This is a genomic window from Pseudomonas sp. MAG733B, from assembly GCF_036884845.1.
Lineage (GTDB): Bacteria > Pseudomonadota > Gammaproteobacteria > Pseudomonadales > Pseudomonadaceae > Aquipseudomonas.
Genome location: NZ_CP145732.1, coordinates 2,464,312 through 2,479,978 on the forward strand (window position 1 = coordinate 2,464,312; position 15,667 = coordinate 2,479,978).

Genomic DNA, 15,667 nt, shown 5'->3' on the forward strand with positions numbered 1-15,667 from the left:
CATCGATACGTTCGATGGCCTTTTTTGAGTGCGTCGAATGCCTGTACAAAATATTCTCCAGTCCTTCATTGAACAGACTTCTTTCATTGAGCTGCGTGGCTCGCAAGACGGTCCGGTTGTTTCACTTGAGTCGCGCTTGATCGAAGCGTTTGCCAATTCCGCGGTCAACAGTGAGCAGGACGTTTCAGCGATCAATCAGCTGATGCAACGTCCGGATATCACCAGTCCTGAAGTCTTGACCCGTTTGCAGGAGCAAGTGGGGCAATACAACGTGGACATCAACTTGCTCAACGTGCTGGTGCGCAAAGCGGTGGGCACGGCCGAAACCCTGCTGCGTGCGTCATGAAGGCAGGCGCGTTGCTGATATTTTTGTGCGTGGCGTTGATGGGTTGCCGACAACCGAATCTGCTCGAAGGGCTGGACCAGCAACAGGCCAATGAAGTGCTTTCGGTTCTGCAACGCAACAACATCGCGGCGGTGAAAGTCGACGCCGGCAAAACCGGCTATTCGGTAAAAATCGCTCAAGTCGATTTTTCTGCGGCGGTCGATTTGCTCAACCTCTATTCGTTGCCCTCCAGGCCACGTCTGCAAGTGGCCGAGATGTTTCCCGCCGACTCGCTGGTGGCCTCGCCCCGCGCTGAAAAAGCCCGGCTCTATTCGGCACTGGAGCAGCGGATCGAACAGTCGCTGGGTGTGCTCGAAGGTGTGGTTTCAGCGCGGGTTCATGTCAGCTACGACCTGGATGCCGGCGAAGGCGGGCGCAAGTCACCGCCCATTCACCTCTCGGCGGTGGCGATCCATGAGCGCGACATCGAACCGCAATTGCTGATCACCGACATCAAGCGCTTTCTCAAGAACAGTTTTGCAGCGGTCGAGTACGAGAACATTTCGGTGGTGCTGTCGAAGCGTTCGCCGACACAGCATGTCGCGCCATCCGTGGTCGCAACACAGGGGGCTTCGCAGTGGATGTGGTTGTTGGTCGCGGTGAGCGGAGTGCTGTTGGCCGGTGGCGCAGCCTGGGCCTATCGCCAGTCGAGTGCAGGGCAACGCGATGTCGCCCGCTGAATGTTTACAGGGGATTCTGGAAAACCCTCTGAGTTATCTGCACCCGCAGCGCTTGTCCGTACCGGCGGAATTCGATGGGCACGAGGCACGAAGGCTGCTTGAGCAAATGCTGCTTGAGGGACTTGAGCTGCAAGGTCCGTGGCCTGCGATACCGTTGACAGGCGTGGCGAGTCAATGGGTTCGCCATTGGCGACAACTGCCCTATATCGCAAGACTGATGGGCGCTTATCGCTTGATGCCTGATCTGGCACAGGGCGCAACGCTGTTACGCCTGCCACTACCGTTACGGCAATTCGCCGGTTATCGCGTGGGTGGGAGAAGCGGCCCGCCGATCGAGTGTTCACCTGTTTTCGTGGAGCAGGTCGAAGCCGCCGGCCTCAATGCGCTCTGGAGTTGGCACCAGCAAGTGCCGTCTGTGTTGCTCGAGCGCCTGACCTTGCAATTCTCCGAACCGGTTGTTCGCCAGCACAGGCAGTGGCCGGTCACAGAGCCCGATACAGCTCTTTTCTTTTTGGCGGTGCAGCATGCTCGACTCTATCCGAACCCTGACTGAACTCCCCGAGTCGAGCGATGCACATCTGCCTCGCGAGGACATTGCCGCCGCGCGTCGACGTCACACGTTGCAGCGACAGGCTCAGCGTTGGGCTCGTGATTGCATCGACCAGGCCCGGTGTGACGCCGAAGCGGTTCGTGCCCAGGCCTTTCAGCAAGGCTACGCCGAAGGCATCTTGCGCGCGACCGAACATCTGGCGAACGGCATGTTGGAGTCGCAGGCGCTGGGGCTGCAGTTGCGCAGGGACCTTGTGCAGGCCGCTCACGGTTTGCTGGCCGAGGCCTTGAGTCGTCCCGAATGGCTGGACGAAATGCTTGAGCGTTGGTTGGCGGCGCAATCGGGTGATTCGGGTGCGGTGCTGCAAGTGCTGCTCCCGCTGCATTGTCGGTCGCGGGGCAATGACCTGCGCGAGCGATTGCGCAACCTGTGGTCCGGCGAGCTGGTCCTCGACTATCACGCGCAAGAGCGCTATGTGGTCCGGCTCGCGGATCAACTGCTCGAATTCGACATTGAAACCAATCGGCAACGACTGGAGCCACGACTGCTTGCGTGCGTCGCGAATATGCCGAAGTCGGTTCGCACTCTGAACCAGTCTGCAGTGCAGGCGCTGACGGATCTGTGTTCGACCTTCGGCGTACGCGTTGCCGGTCCCATTCAAACTACCCCGATCAAGGACCGTGATGAAGATTGAACCGGTGACAGGTACTCACCCTTTTGAATCGGGAGAGAGCGCGGTGGTCGAGACGCTGGAGTCGCGCCTGCTGGCCGCCAGCGAGCAAGCGCCTGACATCAAGCGTCCGGACCCGGAGTTCGAGCACTTGTATCAATTACTGTTGGCCATGGAGGGGCAAGGAGAAAAGGCAATTTATGATTTTCTCCGGTCGCTGCGCGCTGCGGATGGAACCTCTCCCGCTTATCCAACGGCCCAGGCGCTGATGGCCGTGTCCCTTAAGGTGCTAGTTCGCCTGAAAGAAGAGAAGCTGGAAGACTCGCAGCTCTTCAAGGAAATGCGCGGTGTCAACGGCCTGGCCTTCAGCGTGGATATCTTCGTCAAGAGCTTCATGCGTGATGTGTTTCAGCCGATGGAGGATGAGGCGTGGGAGAAGAGTGAGTGGTGAGCGGAATCAGTGCACTTTCCGTTAGCCACTCAACAGCAGGTGCATCGATGCCGCGTGACGCCTCGGTATCGCTTGATCCTTCAGTGCTGGACTTATCGTCGAAGTTTCAAGTAGCCAAGCTTGGAACGCCACAGCGTATCGCTGCGGGTATGAAGCAAATGGATCGTGAAGTGACGATTCGTATCGAGGAAAGTTATCGGGAACTTGGTGAGATAGACCAAGACGTGGTGGGGCGGGTCAACGCATTCATTGATCAAGGGCGATTACCTCAGGAACCTGTCGATTTAAAGTTGTTTGATCGAGTCCGGGAGTTAGATGCCGCAGATCCCGCCAAAACCCGTGAAAGCCGCATGCAAACCATGCTCCAGGCAGGCAAGGAGTGGCTTGAAGCCGCCAAAGGGCCTGGGCTCAATCTGCTCAATGTCGCCGGGCGTACGGGGTTGATTGTCGCCATGACTACCGTGTTGCGGCAGGTGGTCAGCTACCACGTCGAACAAGCATTGCGCGAAGGCGATTCAACTGAAACATCCCGAGCATGGGCGGTGGTCGCGACGACCATGATCGGGCCGGCATTGACCTTGATGGGGGCGATTCGAAGTGAGCGCGACGGGGCTGCCAGTCCAGCGTCGCGCCTGGGGCGAGTGTGCATGGCCAGCATTACGATGGGAGCAATCATTGCAGCGCATCTCACTGGCGCCGCCAGTACCTTGCTCCCGACGGCGATGGGCGGCTCTATCTATACGCTGGCCAGAGGACTGGCCAATGCTGTCATTCCTTTGCAAGACAATGCGGAGCCCACGAACGTCAAGGCTGCCGGCGCTACGACTGCGGCCTATGGTGCGGCCCAGTTTTTACTGGCGGAGCTGGGTCAACTCGCACCGCTGAGCGGCCCGGCCAGGGCTGCGACGGGACTCGGTTACAGCCTGGGCGCAGATGCGATCCAGGGTGCGGTGAATGGATTTGCCATGGCCCTGGACGACGTCATCTCGATTCTTTGCAAAAGTTGGCACGTGTTGTCGCCGTCACCGGGGCTGGATTCCGTTTTTTCCGACCCTGAATCTTTGCAACAAAGGGTGTTGCAGGTACGTGCCGGTGTACTGCGACCGACCCGAACCCAATTGGCGGATGCACTTTTCAATATTGGGGCACTACGTCTCTCGGCGGGTCACGCCATCGCATTGGTGGTGGGGGCGGTAGCGGCTTTGCTGAATGATTCCGAGGTCGACGCCGGGTATGAGGGGCACATCCTGAACGGCTGTCTCGCGCTGATGGCAATGATTATTTACTTGCCGCTGGTGTTCGGCATTACCAAACGCACTGACAACCTCTACGTGCTACAGGAGACTGCCGGGCCTTGAGCCACGGCAAAGAGATCGCCTGCCAACATCAACCCCGGCTATAATCGCCGCCTCATTTCGCCGCCAATCGAGTCAAATCCGCCCATGTACACCCTGGCCCGTCAGCTGTTGTTCAAACTTTCCCCGGAAACCTCCCACGATCTGTCCCTGGACCTGATCGGCGCGGGCGGACGTCTGGGGCTCAACGGCTTGCTGTGCAAGGCGCCGGCAAAAGTGCCGGTGAATGTCATGGGCCTGGACTTTCCGAACCCGGTAGGCCTGGCGGCTGGTCTGGACAAGAATGGCGCGGCCATCGACGGCTTTGCGCAGCTGGGTTTCGGTTTTGTCGAAATCGGCACCATCACTCCGCGTCCGCAGCCGGGCAATCCGAAGCCGCGCCTGTTCCGTCTGCCGGAAGCCGAGGCGATCATCAATCGCATGGGCTTCAACAACCTTGGCGTTGATCACTTGCTCGCTCGCGTCGCAGCGGCCAAGTACAAGGGCGTGCTGGGCATCAACATCGGCAAGAATTTCGATACGCCAGTCGAGCGTGCGGTCGACGATTACCTGATCTGCCTGGACAAGGTCTACGCCCATGCCAGCTACATCACGGTCAACGTCAGCTCGCCGAACACGCCGGGCCTGCGCAGCCTGCAATTCGGTGATTCGCTCAAGCAACTGCTGGCCGATCTGGCCACGCGCCGTGCGGAACTGGCGCTGCGTCACGGCAAACACGTGCCGCTGGCGATCAAGATCGCTCCGGACATGACCGACGAAGAAACCGCGCAGGTTGCGCAAGCGTTGATCGAAACCGGCATGGACGCGGTCATCGCCACCAACACCACCCTGAGCCGCGTGGGCGTCGAAGGCATGGAGCATGGTGACGAGGCGGGCGGTCTGTCCGGCGCACCGGTTCGCGACAAGAGCACCAACACCGTCAAAGTGCTGGCGGCGGAGTTGGGCGGTCGCTTGCCGATCATCGCGGCGGGTGGCATCACTGAAGGCAGGCATGCGGCAGAGAAGATCACTGCCGGTGCGAGCCTGGTGCAGATCTATTCCGGCTTCATCTACAAAGGCCCGGCACTGATTCGTGAATCGGTAGACGCCATCGCCGCCCTGCGCTGATCCTTTGTAGGAGCACGGCTTGCCGGCGATGGCGATCTCAGGAACGCCATCGCCGGCAAGCCGTGCTCCTACAGGAGGATTGTGTTTTGCCGAAATGCAGACATAAAAAAGGGCTCCTTTAAAGGAGCCCCTGGGCCGGAGCCCGCCGTCCGGATGGGACGTGCGTGGTTAATTCAGTACAAAATCAGATTGTCGTGTCGGAGTGTTGTGCCCTGTGTTTAGCCGACGGCGTGAAGTTCGTTGAGTCTGTGGATTCCCGCAGTGCCGGTCATACCGTCCCAGTTGTCGCCGCGTCCTTCTCGCCAGCCGTTAATCCAGGCTTGACGTACCGACGGTAGAGTAAATGGGCAAAGCTCACGGGATTTGCCACCAACGCCATATTGATATCCGCGCAAAAATGCTCTTTCCAACGGATCACGCTTAAGTCTTCTCATAGGGTGTTGCCCTCACTTGTTGACTGTATTTATCGCGTCGACCTCAATCGAGGTCAGGCAGAAAAACTCTGCCGTTGGGGGCTCGTTGCCGGCGTGACGAGCCAAGGTGTTGGCGTCATTGCGGCGCCAACCTGTATTGAGTTCTAACCAATGCGTCACATCGAGGGAATGATCGTTTTGTCATAAAGAAGTAACTGTTCATATGCTAAGGCCATAAGTAACTGGATGTTCGCTGCGTATTTTTTAGACAAACCCCGGTATGATCGGCCCCGCGTTGGATGATCGGGTTAATCCTTTGCTGAGAATGGCTCCCGTTGCCGGGAAGCACTATTCGACGAAGGGTCGACTTATGTCATTTTGTTGCATCAACTTTTTTATCTGTCCTTGCATCTAAGCTCATTTAACCCGGGCAGCAAGGGTGGAACGGCACACCTTCGTGCCACGCGGGCGCTCTTCGAGAAAAGCGCCTGATTGAAAACCGGGCCGGCAATGCGTTGCCGGTCCACTCAGCCAAAGGCTCTGAAATCCTCATGTCCGATCGTTTCGAACTCTTCCTCACTTGCCCAAAAGGCCTTGAAGGCCTGCTCATCGAGGAAGCCGTCGGGCTTGGCCTTGAGGAAGCACGTGAGCACACTTCTGCCGTGCGCGGCATGGCCACCATGGAAACTGCTTATCGCCTGTGCCTGTGGTCGCGTCTGGCCAACCGGGTGCTGCTGGTGCTCAAGCGTTTCCCGATGAAAGACGCCGAAGACCTCTATCACGGCGTACTCGACATCGAGTGGCAAGACCACATGCTCAACGACGGCACCCTGGCCGTCGAATTCAGCGGTCACGGCTCCGGCATCGACAACACTCACTTCGGTGCCTTGAAGGTCAAGGACGCCATCGTCGACAAACTGCGCACCCCGCAGGGCGACCGTCCGTCGATCGACAAGCTCAACCCGGACCTGCGCATTCACCTGCGACTTGACCGTGGCGAAGCGATCCTCTCCCTCGACCTGTCCGGCCACAGCCTGCACCAGCGCGGTTATCGCCTGCAGCAAGGTGCGGCGCCGCTGAAGGAAAACCTCGCGGCCGCCATCCTGATCCGCTCCGGCTGGCCGCGCATTGCAGCCGAAGGCGGCGCGCTGGCTGACCCGATGTGCGGTGTCGGTACGTTCCTCGTCGAAGCAGCAATGATCGCCGCCGATATGGCGCCAAACCTGCGTCGCGAGCAGTGGGGCTTCACCGCCTGGCTTGGTCACGTACCGGCGCTGTGGAAAAAGCTTCACGAAGAAGCCTCCGAGCGCGCCGCTGCCGGTCTGGCCAAGCCGCCGCTGTGGATTCGCGGTTACGAAGCCGACCCACGCCTGATTCAACCGGGCCGCAACAACGTCGAGCGTGCCGGCCTGAGCGAGTGGATCAAGATCTACCAGGGCGAAGTCGCGACGTTCGAGCCACGTCCGGACCAGAACCAGAAGGGCCTGGTGATCTGCAACCCTCCGTACGGCGAGCGTCTGGGTGACGAGGCGAGCCTGCTCTATCTCTACCAGAACCTCGGCGAGCGTCTGCGTCAGGCCTGCCTGAACTGGGAAGCGGCGGTGTTCACCGGCGCGCCGGACCTGGGCAAGCGCATGGGCATCCGCAGCCACAAGCAGTATTCGTTCTGGAACGGTGCGTTGCCGTGCAAGCTGTTGCTGATCAAGGTGCTGCCGGATCAATTCGTCACTGGCGAACGTCGCACCCCGGAACAGCGTCAGGCCGAGCGCGAGCAAGCAGCTTACGATGAGGCGCCGAGCGAACCGCAAGAACGCCAGTACAACAAGAACGGCAACCCGATCAAACCGGCTCCAGCACCGGCCCCGGTGATCGAGCAGCCGCGCCTGAGCGAGGGCGGGCAGATGTTTGCCAACCGCCTGCAAAAGAACCTCAAGGCCATGGGCAAGTGGGTCAAGCGTGAAGGCATCGATTGCTACCGCGTCTACGATGCCGACATGCCGGAATACTCCATGGCCATCGACCTGTATCACGATTGGGTCCACGTCCAGGAATACGCCGCGCCGAAATCCATCGATCCGGAAAAAGCCTCGGCGCGCATGTTCGATGCCCTGGCGGCAATCCCGCAGGCGTTGAACATCGACAAGAGCCGCGTGGTGGTCAAGCGCCGCGAGCGTCAGAGCGGCACCAAGCAGTACGAGCGTCAGGCTGCGCAGGGCAAGTTCGTTGAGGTCAATGAAGGCGGGATCAAGCTGTTGGTGAACCTCACCGACTACCTCGACACCGGTCTGTTCCTCGACCACCGCCCAATGCGCATGCGGATTCAGAAAGAGGCGGCCGGCAAGCGCTTCCTCAACCTGTTCTGCTACACCGCCACCGCCAGTGTTCATGCAGCCAAGGGCGGCGCGCGCAGCACCACCAGTGTCGACTTGTCGAAAACCTATCTGGACTGGGCGCGGCGCAACCTGTCGCTTAACGGTTTCTCCGACAAGAACCGTCTGGAGCAGGGCGACGTGATGGCCTGGCTCGAGGCCAGCCGCGACGAGTACGAACTGATCTTCATCGACCCGCCGACCTTCTCCAACTCCAAGCGCATGGAAGGGGTTTTCGACGTGCAGCGTGATCAGGTGCAATTGATCGACCTGGCCATGGCACGCCTGGCACCGGGTGGCGTTTTGTACTTCTCCAACAACTTCCGCAAGTTCGATCTGGAGCCAAATCTCAGCGAGCGTTATGCGGTCGAAGAGATCAGCGCACAGACCATCGATCCGGATTTTGCCCGTAATCCCAAGATCCACCGCGCCTGGAAAATCACGGCTCGTTGACACCTGATGTGATTGGATCCACAGAGCCTTGATTTTTAAGGCGCTGTGGATCTGCTCAGCGCTGGTCAAATTAGTGGCTAATAGCTATAACTCAACTCAGGGCCAAAGGGCTTTCCCGCACCTGGCGTTTTGAGTTGGGTTTTATGTCGTTGCACGCCGTGCGCCCAAAGATCCTGGGTTTTATCAGTGAAGATGTCTCGGCCTGGCTGGTCGCGCTCCTGGTTTTGCTCGTCGGCGGCATTCTCACGGGATTGTTGGCGTGGTCGACGCTCAATCTGTTTCACCATCAATTGCGGCAACGTTTTCAACTGCTGGCCAGTGAGCGTTACAGCCGTATCGAAGAACGTTTCGAAGATCAGGAGCAGCGCCTCGATGGCCTGCGCAGGTTCTTTGCCAATTCCGATTCGGTCTCCCGAGAGGAATTCAATGGTTATACCCAACCTCTGTTGCACCGCACCCAGGCGTATTCGTTTGCCGAACGGGTAAGTCGAGACGAACGCGCAGCTTTCGAGCGCGGTGTCCGGGATGAGGGCCTGAGTGACTTTACCCTGCGCGAACTCAACGCTGACGGCCAGCTGCAATTGGCCGCAGAACGGGATGAGTACGTGGTGGTGCTGTACAGCCAGACGCAAAGCAAACTCGGCTCTCCGCTGGGCTACGATTTGCTGGCGCAACCGTTGCGGCGCGCGACCCTGGAGCGGGCCGATCAGCATGGGCGCATGGCGGTCTCGCAACCGATGCACCTGGTCAGTATTGAACCGGCGTATGCGCGGGGCGTGCTGCTAGTCGCGCCGGTCATGCTGCGCAATCAACCGGACACGTCGGCGAGCAAGCCGTTCGGCTACGTCATGGCGGTCATCAGCATGCGACAGTTGTTGGCCGACGGATTGCCGGAGGCGGGCCGGGATTATCTCTCGGTGCGTATCCTCGACCTGTCCATCGATGATCAGCACGAAGTCCTGTTTGAATCACCGAACCCGCCTGCCGTCAGCGAATTGTCCGCGACCCGGCTGTTGCGCCTGGCGGACCACGAGTATCAAGTCGACATCCAGCCCAGTGAAGCTTTCCTGCAGGCCAACCATTCCTCGGTGACCACATTGGTCGTACTCGGTGGTTTGCTCAGTGTGCTGCTCAGTGCCTTGCTCTACGTGCTGGTCAGTCAGCGGCAGCGCGCGCTGAAAATGGTGGAGCAACGCACCGAAGAACTGCGCGCCCGCGAACTGGAACTACGCGGCACCCACGGCCAATTACGCGGCGTGCTGAATGCCGCGACCCAAGTGGCGATCATCGCCACGGATCTGCGAGGGGTGATCAGTACCTTCAATGCCGGCGCCGAGCAGATGCTCGGATATACCAACGCCGAGGTAGTGGGGCACATGACCCTGGAGAATCTGCACCTGCCCCGGGAGCTCGCGGCACGCTCGACGGAGTTGAGCGCACGTTTCGGCAAACCGGTCCCGACCTGTCACGCGATGTTGGTCGAAGGTAGCGTGGGTGGCGGTCATGAGGCGCGGGAGTGGACGCTGGTGCGAGGCGATGGCAGCCATTTGAGCGTGAACATGCTGGCCACACCGGTACTCGACGAGCAAGGCCTGTGGGTCGGGCACCTGGCGGTGTGCATCGACATCACCGAGCGCAAACGCGTGCATGAAGCTCTGGCCGCGCGGGACCTGTTGCTGAAGAAGCTCAGCGCCCATGTCCCCGGTGGCATCTATCAATTCAAGATGGAATTCGACGGTCGCTTCAGCGTCATCTATGCCAGCGACGGCATTCGCGAAATCTACGAACTCGAACCCGACGTGTTGTTGCTTAATGCCGAAGCGATCTTCACGCGGATTCATCCCCAGGACACCACGCGCGTACGCGCTTCGATCCGTGATTCGGCGGATACCCTCGGCCATTGGCGCGAAGAGTACCGCGTGCAATTGCCGCAACGTGGCCTGCGCTGGGTCCGTGGCGAGGCGACGCCGGAAGAACTGCCAGGCGGTGGTGTGCTGTGGCATGGCTACATTTCGGACATCACCGACATGAAGCGGGTGGAAGAAGAACTGCGTGCGCTGTCGATCACCGATTCGCTGACCGGCATCCATAACCGCCGCTATTTCCAGGAGCGCCTGACCACCGAGATGGCTCGGGTAGAACGCGGTGGCGGCGAGCTATCGGTGATCATGCTCGACATCGACCACTTCAAGCGCATCAATGATCAGCACGGCCATGCTGTCGGCGATCGGGTGTTGCAGGTGGTGTGCGAGCGCATCGGCCATCGGTTGCGACGCACGGATGTTTTTTGCCGTTTGGGCGGTGAGGAATTCATGGTGCTGTGCCCGGACATCGACGGCGAACAGGCTTATGTGCTGGCGCTGGAGTTGTGGCAAGGCTTGCGTAGCTCACCGATCGATGAGGTCGGTGTCGTCACTGCGAGTTTCGGGATTGCCAGTTGGCGGGTCGGCGAGGGCGCGGATGCGCTGCTGCTGAGGGCGGACTCGGGGGTGTATGCGGCGAAGCAGGAGGGCAGGGATCGAGTGCAGGGCGAGACGAATTAATCAGATTGTTCGCAAACCCTGTAGGAGCCGAGCTTGCTCGCGATAGCGGAAGGTCAGTCACATCCATGTTGAATGTGCTGCCGCCATCGTCGGATCGCCGCCCGGAGCAAGCTCAGCTCCTACAAGGGATCTCTGCAGTCCTCTGGGGCCGGGTTACAGGACCGAAGCGGTCTGCGGCAATTTCGGCTGGCGATACAGGTCCAGCAGCACCTGATCCAGAACCGACGAGGCGCCGAACGGGGCCTTGTCGTTGAGGATCGCAACCACCGCCCAGGTGTTGCCGTTGACGTCGCGGCTGAAACCGGCGATGGCGCGCACGGTGTTCAGGGTGCCGGTCTTGACGTGGGCTTCACCGCGCATCGCGGTGGTCTTCAGGCGTTTGCGCATGGTGCCGTCGGTGCCGGCAATCGGCATCGAGCTGATGTACTCGGCCGCGTAAGGGCTGTGCCACGCGGCTTGCAGCATAGAGGCCATTTCCCGGGCGCTGACGCGTTCGGCGCGGGACAGGCCGGAGCCGTTCTCCATCACCAGGTGTGGCGCGGTGATGCCTTTCTTCGCCAGCCACTGGCGCACTACGCGCTGGGCAGCCTTGGCGTCATCGCCATCGGCGTCGGTGCGGAATTTTTGCCCTAGGCTCAGGAACAGCTGCTGGGCCATGGTGTTGTTACTGTACTTGTTGATGTCGCGGATGATTTCCGCGAGGTCCGGCGAGAACGCCCGTGCCAGCACCTTGGCGTCTTTCGGCGTTGGCGCCAGCACATCCTTGCCCTGAATGCTGCCACCCAGCTCTTTCCAGATTGCGCGCACGGCGCCAGCGGTGTAGGTCGCGTGGTCGAGCAGCGAAAGGTAAGTCTGCGAGCTGCAGCCTTCACCCAGCTGACCGCCGACCGTGACAGTCACGCTGCCATCAGCCTGGGGCACCGGGTTGTAGCGCACGCCACCGGTGCATTGCTTGGAGTTGAGGGCCTTGACCTGATTGTCGATGCGGATGCTGGCGATCGGCGGCTCAACCGAGACCAGCACCTTGCCCGAATCGTTACGTGCAACGAATCGCAGGGCCTTGAGGTTGACCAGCAGCGCATCGGGCTTGACCAGGAACGGCTTGTTCTCGTCGTTGCCGTCGTCGTTGAACTCGGGCAGTTGCGGTTGCACGAAGAAGTTCTTGTCCAGCACCAGGTCGCCGGTGACCTGGGTTACGCCGTTGGCGCGCAGATCGCGCATCAGCAGCCAGAGTTTTTCCATGTTCAGCTTCGGATCACCGCCACCCTTGAGGTAGAGGTTGCCGTTGAGGATGCCGCCGCTGAGGGTGCCATCGGTGTAGAACTCGGTTTTCCACTGGTGATTCGGGCCGAGCATTTCCAGCGCCGCATAAGTGGTGACCAGCTTCATGGTCGACGCCGGGTTGACCGACACGTCGGCGTTGAAAATGGTCGGGGTGCCGGGGCCGGTGAGCGGAATCATCACCAGCGACAGGGCGTTGTCCTGAAGCTTGCTGGCCTTGAGGGCTTTTTCAACGTTGGGCGACAGAGCGGTGTTGATCGGTTCAGCGGAAACGGGGAGGGCCAGCGGCAAAAGAAGGCTGGCGAGCAGCAATGGACGCAACGATTTGATCATGTGAAATAAAACCCTACAGCCGAGGGGGAAAAGACGAGGGCATGAACATGAAAGCCCTCCGCGGTCATGAAAGTGTCGGCATTATGCCCCAAGGTGTCGTGGCTTGTGCCGTGCCTTGGCCTTCTAATCCGCTATTTTTTTACCGGCGGTAGGCTGCGGCCGTTCAGAGACGGGCAATTGGCGGCTTAAACTGCTAAAGTGCCGGCCGTTATTACTTAAGAGGATTGTTCCAATGGCGACTAACCGTTCCCAGCGTCTGCGCAAAAAACTGTGCGTCGATGAATTTCAAGAGCTGGGTTTCGAGCTGAACCTGGATTTCAAAGAAGATTTGGCTGATGAAGCCATTGATGCTTTCCTCGATGCGTTCCTCAAAGAAGCCATGGAAGCCAATGGTCTCGGTTATGTTGGCGGTGACGACTTCGGTCTGGTATGCCTGCAGAAGCGTGGCTCGGTTTCCGAAGAGCAGCGTGCAGCTGTAGAAGCTTGGCTCAAAGGCCGCAGCGAGCTGACCGAAGCCACTGTCAGCCCATTGATCGACGTCTGGTACCCGGAAAAGCCGATCAATCCGGTAGCTTGATGTTCTGAAAAACGGCGACCCTTGAGTCGCCGTTTTTTTTGATTAAAGGATCGCAGCCTCGTTGCACTCGACAGCTCCTACAAGGGAATGCGATTTCCTGTAGGAGCTGTCGAGTGCAACGAGGCTGCGATCTTTCAGCTTTTACGCCAGTTCAAAATCAACAGCGTCACCACCCCCGCCACAATCCCCCAGAACGCCGATCCGATGGAAAACAGCGTCAGCCCTGATGCCGTGACCATGAAGGTGATCAGCGCCGCTTCACGTTCCTTCACTTCACTCATGGCGATGCTCAGACCATTGATGATCGAGCCGAACAGCGCCAGTGCGGCAATCGACAGCACCAGTTCCTTGGGCAATGCGGCAAACAGCGCCGCCAACGTAGCGCCGAACACCCCGGCGATCCCGTAGAAAATCCCGCACCACACCGCCGCCGTGTAGCGTTTGCTGCGATCTTCATGGGCATGCGGCCCGGTGCAGATCGCCGCGCTGATGGCGGCCAGGTTGATCCCGTGGGAGCCAAACGGTGCCAGCAGCAACGAGGCGATGCCGGTGGTGGTGATCAGCGGCGAGGCCGGCACGCTGTAGCCATCGGCGCGCAATACGGCGATGCCTGGCATGTTTTGCGAAGTCATCGCCACCACGAACAGCGGGATGCCGATGCTGATCGTCGCTGCCAGGGAAAAATGCGGCGTGGTCCAGACCGGCGTCGCGACTTCCAGATGGAAACCGCTGAAGTCCAGCAACCCCATGAGCCCCGACAGCGCCGTGCCGATCAACAACGCGCCCAATACCGCATAGCGCGGAGACAGGCGCTTGATTACCAGGTAAGTGAAGAACATGCCCAGCACCAGCGCGGTGCGGTGCTGGGCGGCGACGAAGATTTCGCTGCCGATCTTGAACAGAATCCCCGCCAGCAATGCCGCCGCCAAGGACGCCGGGATCTTTTTCACCAGTCGCTCGAAACTGCCGGTCAGCCCGCAAATAGTCACCAGCACCGCGCAGGTAATATAGGCGCCGATGGCTTCGCCGTAACTGACGCCGCCCAGGCTGGTGATCAGCAGCGCCGCGCCCGGAGTCGACCAGGCAATGGTGATCGGCGTGCGATAGCGCAGCGACAGGCCGATCGAGCACACCGCCATGCCGATGGAAATCGCCCAGATCCACGAGGAAATCTGCCCGCTGGTCAGGCCCGCCGCTTGTCCGGCCTGAAACATCAGGACCAGGGAACTGGTGTAGCCGGTCATCATGGCTATGAAGCCGGCGACAATGGCCGAAGGTGAAGTGTCGGCCCATGGGCGCAGGCGGGTTTGCGTGGCGTCGTTCATGACAGCGCTGTTCCTTGATACGTATGAAAATGTCCGCCGCAACACTGAAACTGTAGGAGCCGGCTTGCTCGCGATGGCGGAGAATCAGTCGACATGAATGTTGAATGTCAAACCGCTATCGCGAGCAAGCTCGGCTCCTACAAGAGGTCGTGCCAATCCCACGGATACTGCGTTAAAGCCTAAACTCAAAAGTAACCGAACGTTGCTATACAGCAGAAGCGACAAACAGCCATACAGTCGTGTTGCCACTAACCATTGTGTACAATCGCAGTGTTTTTTACGCGATACTTGCCAGCGACCCACTGTGCCGTATTACAGTCACGGTCAATTCGCCGCAGTTCTCCCGACTCGAGTGCCCATGAACGAACAGTTGCAGCCCCTAAAGAAACAACCGCGAGCAGGCAAAGCCGGCCGTAGCGGTACCCAGGACGATATTGTCTACGCGCATATCTTCGAGGCCATCCTCGAACAGCGTCTGGCGCCCGGCACCAAGTTGAGCGAAGAAGCGCTGGGGGAAATTTTTGGGGTCAGCCGCACCATCATTCGCCGCGCGTTGTCGCGCCTGGCCCATGAAGGCGTGGTGTTGCTGCGTCCGAATCGCGGCGCCGTGGTCGCCAGCCCGAGCGTGGAAGAAGCCCGTCAGGTGTTCATGGCCCGCCGTCTGGTGGAGCGCGCGATCACCGAACTGGCCGTGCTACACGCGACCGCCGAGCAGATCGCCGAATTGCGCCAGATGGTCAACGACGAACGCGACAGCTTCTCCCGTGGCGATCGCGGCGCCGGCATCCGTCTGTCGGGCGAATTCCACCTGAAACTGGCCGAAGCGGCGAAAAACGCGCCGCTGATCAGCTTCCAGCGCAGCCTCGTATCCCAGACGTCGCTGATCATCGCCCAGTACGAAAGCGGCAACCGTTCCCACTGCTCCTACGACGAGCACACCCAGTTGATCGACGCCATCGAAAAGCGTGACGGTGAACTGGCGGTGAACCTGATGATGCATCACATGGATCACATCGACAGCAAACTCAACCTCGACGAAGAAAGTGCGTCGGATGATCTGCATGCGGTGTTCTCGCATCTGTTGCAGACCAAGAAGCCAGGGCGCTCGCCGGCCAAGCTCTGACCTGACACCGAGTCGCTCCAATCGCTGGCAGGCCAGCTCCCACAGTGATTTG

At 59.7% G+C, this 15,667-nt stretch carries 14 protein-coding genes; 11 read left to right on the forward strand and 3 right to left on the reverse strand.

Going from position 1 to position 15,667, the window contains the following annotated elements; translation table 11 throughout:
• Window positions 1–37: 37 nt before the first annotated feature.
• The 7 genes from sctI (at window position 38) to V6Z53_RS11295 (ending at window position 5,198) form a co-directional block, all read left to right on the forward strand.
• The gene (gene sctI / locus V6Z53_RS11265) at window positions 38–346 is read left to right on the forward strand and encodes a type III secretion system inner rod subunit SctI (protein WP_338585573.1); all 309 of its coding nucleotides are present in this window, start codon (window positions 38–40) and stop codon (window positions 344–346) included.
• On the forward strand, window positions 343–1,065 hold the full coding sequence (locus V6Z53_RS11270; protein ID WP_338585574.1) for an EscJ/YscJ/HrcJ family type III secretion inner membrane ring protein: 723 nt from the start codon (window positions 343–345) through the stop codon (window positions 1,063–1,065). Before sctI ends, V6Z53_RS11270 begins: the two co-directional genes overlap by 4 nt.
• Window positions 1,052–1,618 (forward strand): secretion system protein, encoded by a 567-nt coding sequence (locus tag V6Z53_RS11275; protein ID WP_338585575.1) that lies wholly within the window; start codon window positions 1,052–1,054, stop codon window positions 1,616–1,618. The genes V6Z53_RS11270 and V6Z53_RS11275 overlap by 14 nt, the downstream gene beginning before the upstream one ends.
• Window positions 1,590–2,309, forward strand: a complete 720-nt coding sequence (locus V6Z53_RS11280) for an oxygen-regulated invasion protein OrgB (RefSeq protein ID WP_338585576.1) — start codon at window positions 1,590–1,592, stop codon at window positions 2,307–2,309. Before V6Z53_RS11275 ends, V6Z53_RS11280 begins: the two co-directional genes overlap by 29 nt.
• The gene (locus V6Z53_RS11285) at window positions 2,299–2,736 is read left to right on the forward strand and encodes a hypothetical protein (RefSeq protein WP_338585577.1); all 438 of its coding nucleotides are present in this window, start codon (window positions 2,299–2,301) and stop codon (window positions 2,734–2,736) included. The genes V6Z53_RS11280 and V6Z53_RS11285 overlap by 11 nt, the downstream gene beginning before the upstream one ends.
• A 47-nt stretch (window positions 2,737–2,783) precedes the next feature.
• Complete coding sequence (locus V6Z53_RS11290; protein ID WP_338585578.1) at window positions 2,784–4,094, forward strand: hypothetical protein; 1,311 nt, start codon at window positions 2,784–2,786, stop codon at window positions 4,092–4,094.
• Between the two features lie 84 nt (window positions 4,095–4,178).
• The gene (locus V6Z53_RS11295; protein ID WP_338585579.1) at window positions 4,179–5,198 is read left to right on the forward strand and encodes a quinone-dependent dihydroorotate dehydrogenase; all 1,020 of its coding nucleotides are present in this window, start codon (window positions 4,179–4,181) and stop codon (window positions 5,196–5,198) included.
• 218 nt (window positions 5,199–5,416) lie between these two features.
• Here the strand turns inward: V6Z53_RS11295 and V6Z53_RS11300 are convergent, their stop codons facing one another.
• Window positions 5,417–5,632 carry a ribosome modulation factor gene (locus V6Z53_RS11300; RefSeq protein WP_003223300.1) on the reverse strand — a complete coding sequence of 72 codons (216 nt, stop codon included), beginning with the start codon at window positions 5,630–5,632 and terminating at the stop codon, window positions 5,417–5,419.
• A gap of 530 nt (window positions 5,633–6,162) precedes the next feature.
• Between V6Z53_RS11300 and rlmKL the strand changes: the two genes are divergently transcribed.
• Together rlmKL and V6Z53_RS11310 are read left to right on the forward strand one after the other, a co-directional pair.
• Complete coding sequence (rlmKL, locus tag V6Z53_RS11305) at window positions 6,163–8,433, forward strand: bifunctional 23S rRNA (guanine(2069)-N(7))-methyltransferase RlmK/23S rRNA (guanine(2445)-N(2))-methyltransferase RlmL (protein ID WP_338585580.1); 2,271 nt, start codon at window positions 6,163–6,165, stop codon at window positions 8,431–8,433.
• 143 nt (window positions 8,434–8,576) lie between these two features.
• Window positions 8,577–10,976 carry a diguanylate cyclase gene (locus V6Z53_RS11310; RefSeq protein WP_338585581.1) on the forward strand — a complete coding sequence of 800 codons (2,400 nt, stop codon included), beginning with the start codon at window positions 8,577–8,579 and terminating at the stop codon, window positions 10,974–10,976.
• A gap of 153 nt (window positions 10,977–11,129) precedes the next feature.
• On the opposite strand, the gene dacB is transcribed toward V6Z53_RS11310, so the two are convergent.
• Window positions 11,130–12,590, reverse strand: coding sequence for a D-alanyl-D-alanine carboxypeptidase/D-alanyl-D-alanine-endopeptidase (dacB, locus tag V6Z53_RS11315; protein WP_338585582.1), 1,461 nt, complete (start codon window positions 12,588–12,590; stop codon window positions 11,130–11,132).
• A gap of 232 nt (window positions 12,591–12,822) precedes the next feature.
• Between dacB and V6Z53_RS11320 the strand changes: the two genes are divergently transcribed.
• Window positions 12,823–13,167 (forward strand): YggL family protein, encoded by a 345-nt coding sequence (locus tag V6Z53_RS11320; RefSeq protein WP_007896965.1) that lies wholly within the window; start codon window positions 12,823–12,825, stop codon window positions 13,165–13,167.
• Window positions 13,168–13,301: 134 nt separating this feature from the next.
• Here V6Z53_RS11320 and V6Z53_RS11325 read toward each other — a convergent pair whose 3' ends face one another.
• Window positions 13,302–14,492: a benzoate/H(+) symporter BenE family transporter gene (locus V6Z53_RS11325; RefSeq protein ID WP_338585583.1), complete on the reverse strand. Its 1,191-nt coding sequence runs from the start codon at window positions 14,490–14,492 to the stop codon at window positions 13,302–13,304.
• A 358-nt stretch (window positions 14,493–14,850) separates the two neighbouring features.
• On the opposite strand from V6Z53_RS11325, the gene V6Z53_RS11330 reads away from it, so the two are divergent.
• Window positions 14,851–15,615 carry a GntR family transcriptional regulator gene (locus V6Z53_RS11330; RefSeq protein ID WP_338585584.1) on the forward strand — a complete coding sequence of 255 codons (765 nt, stop codon included), beginning with the start codon at window positions 14,851–14,853 and terminating at the stop codon, window positions 15,613–15,615.
• Window positions 15,616–15,667: the final 52 nt, after the last annotated feature.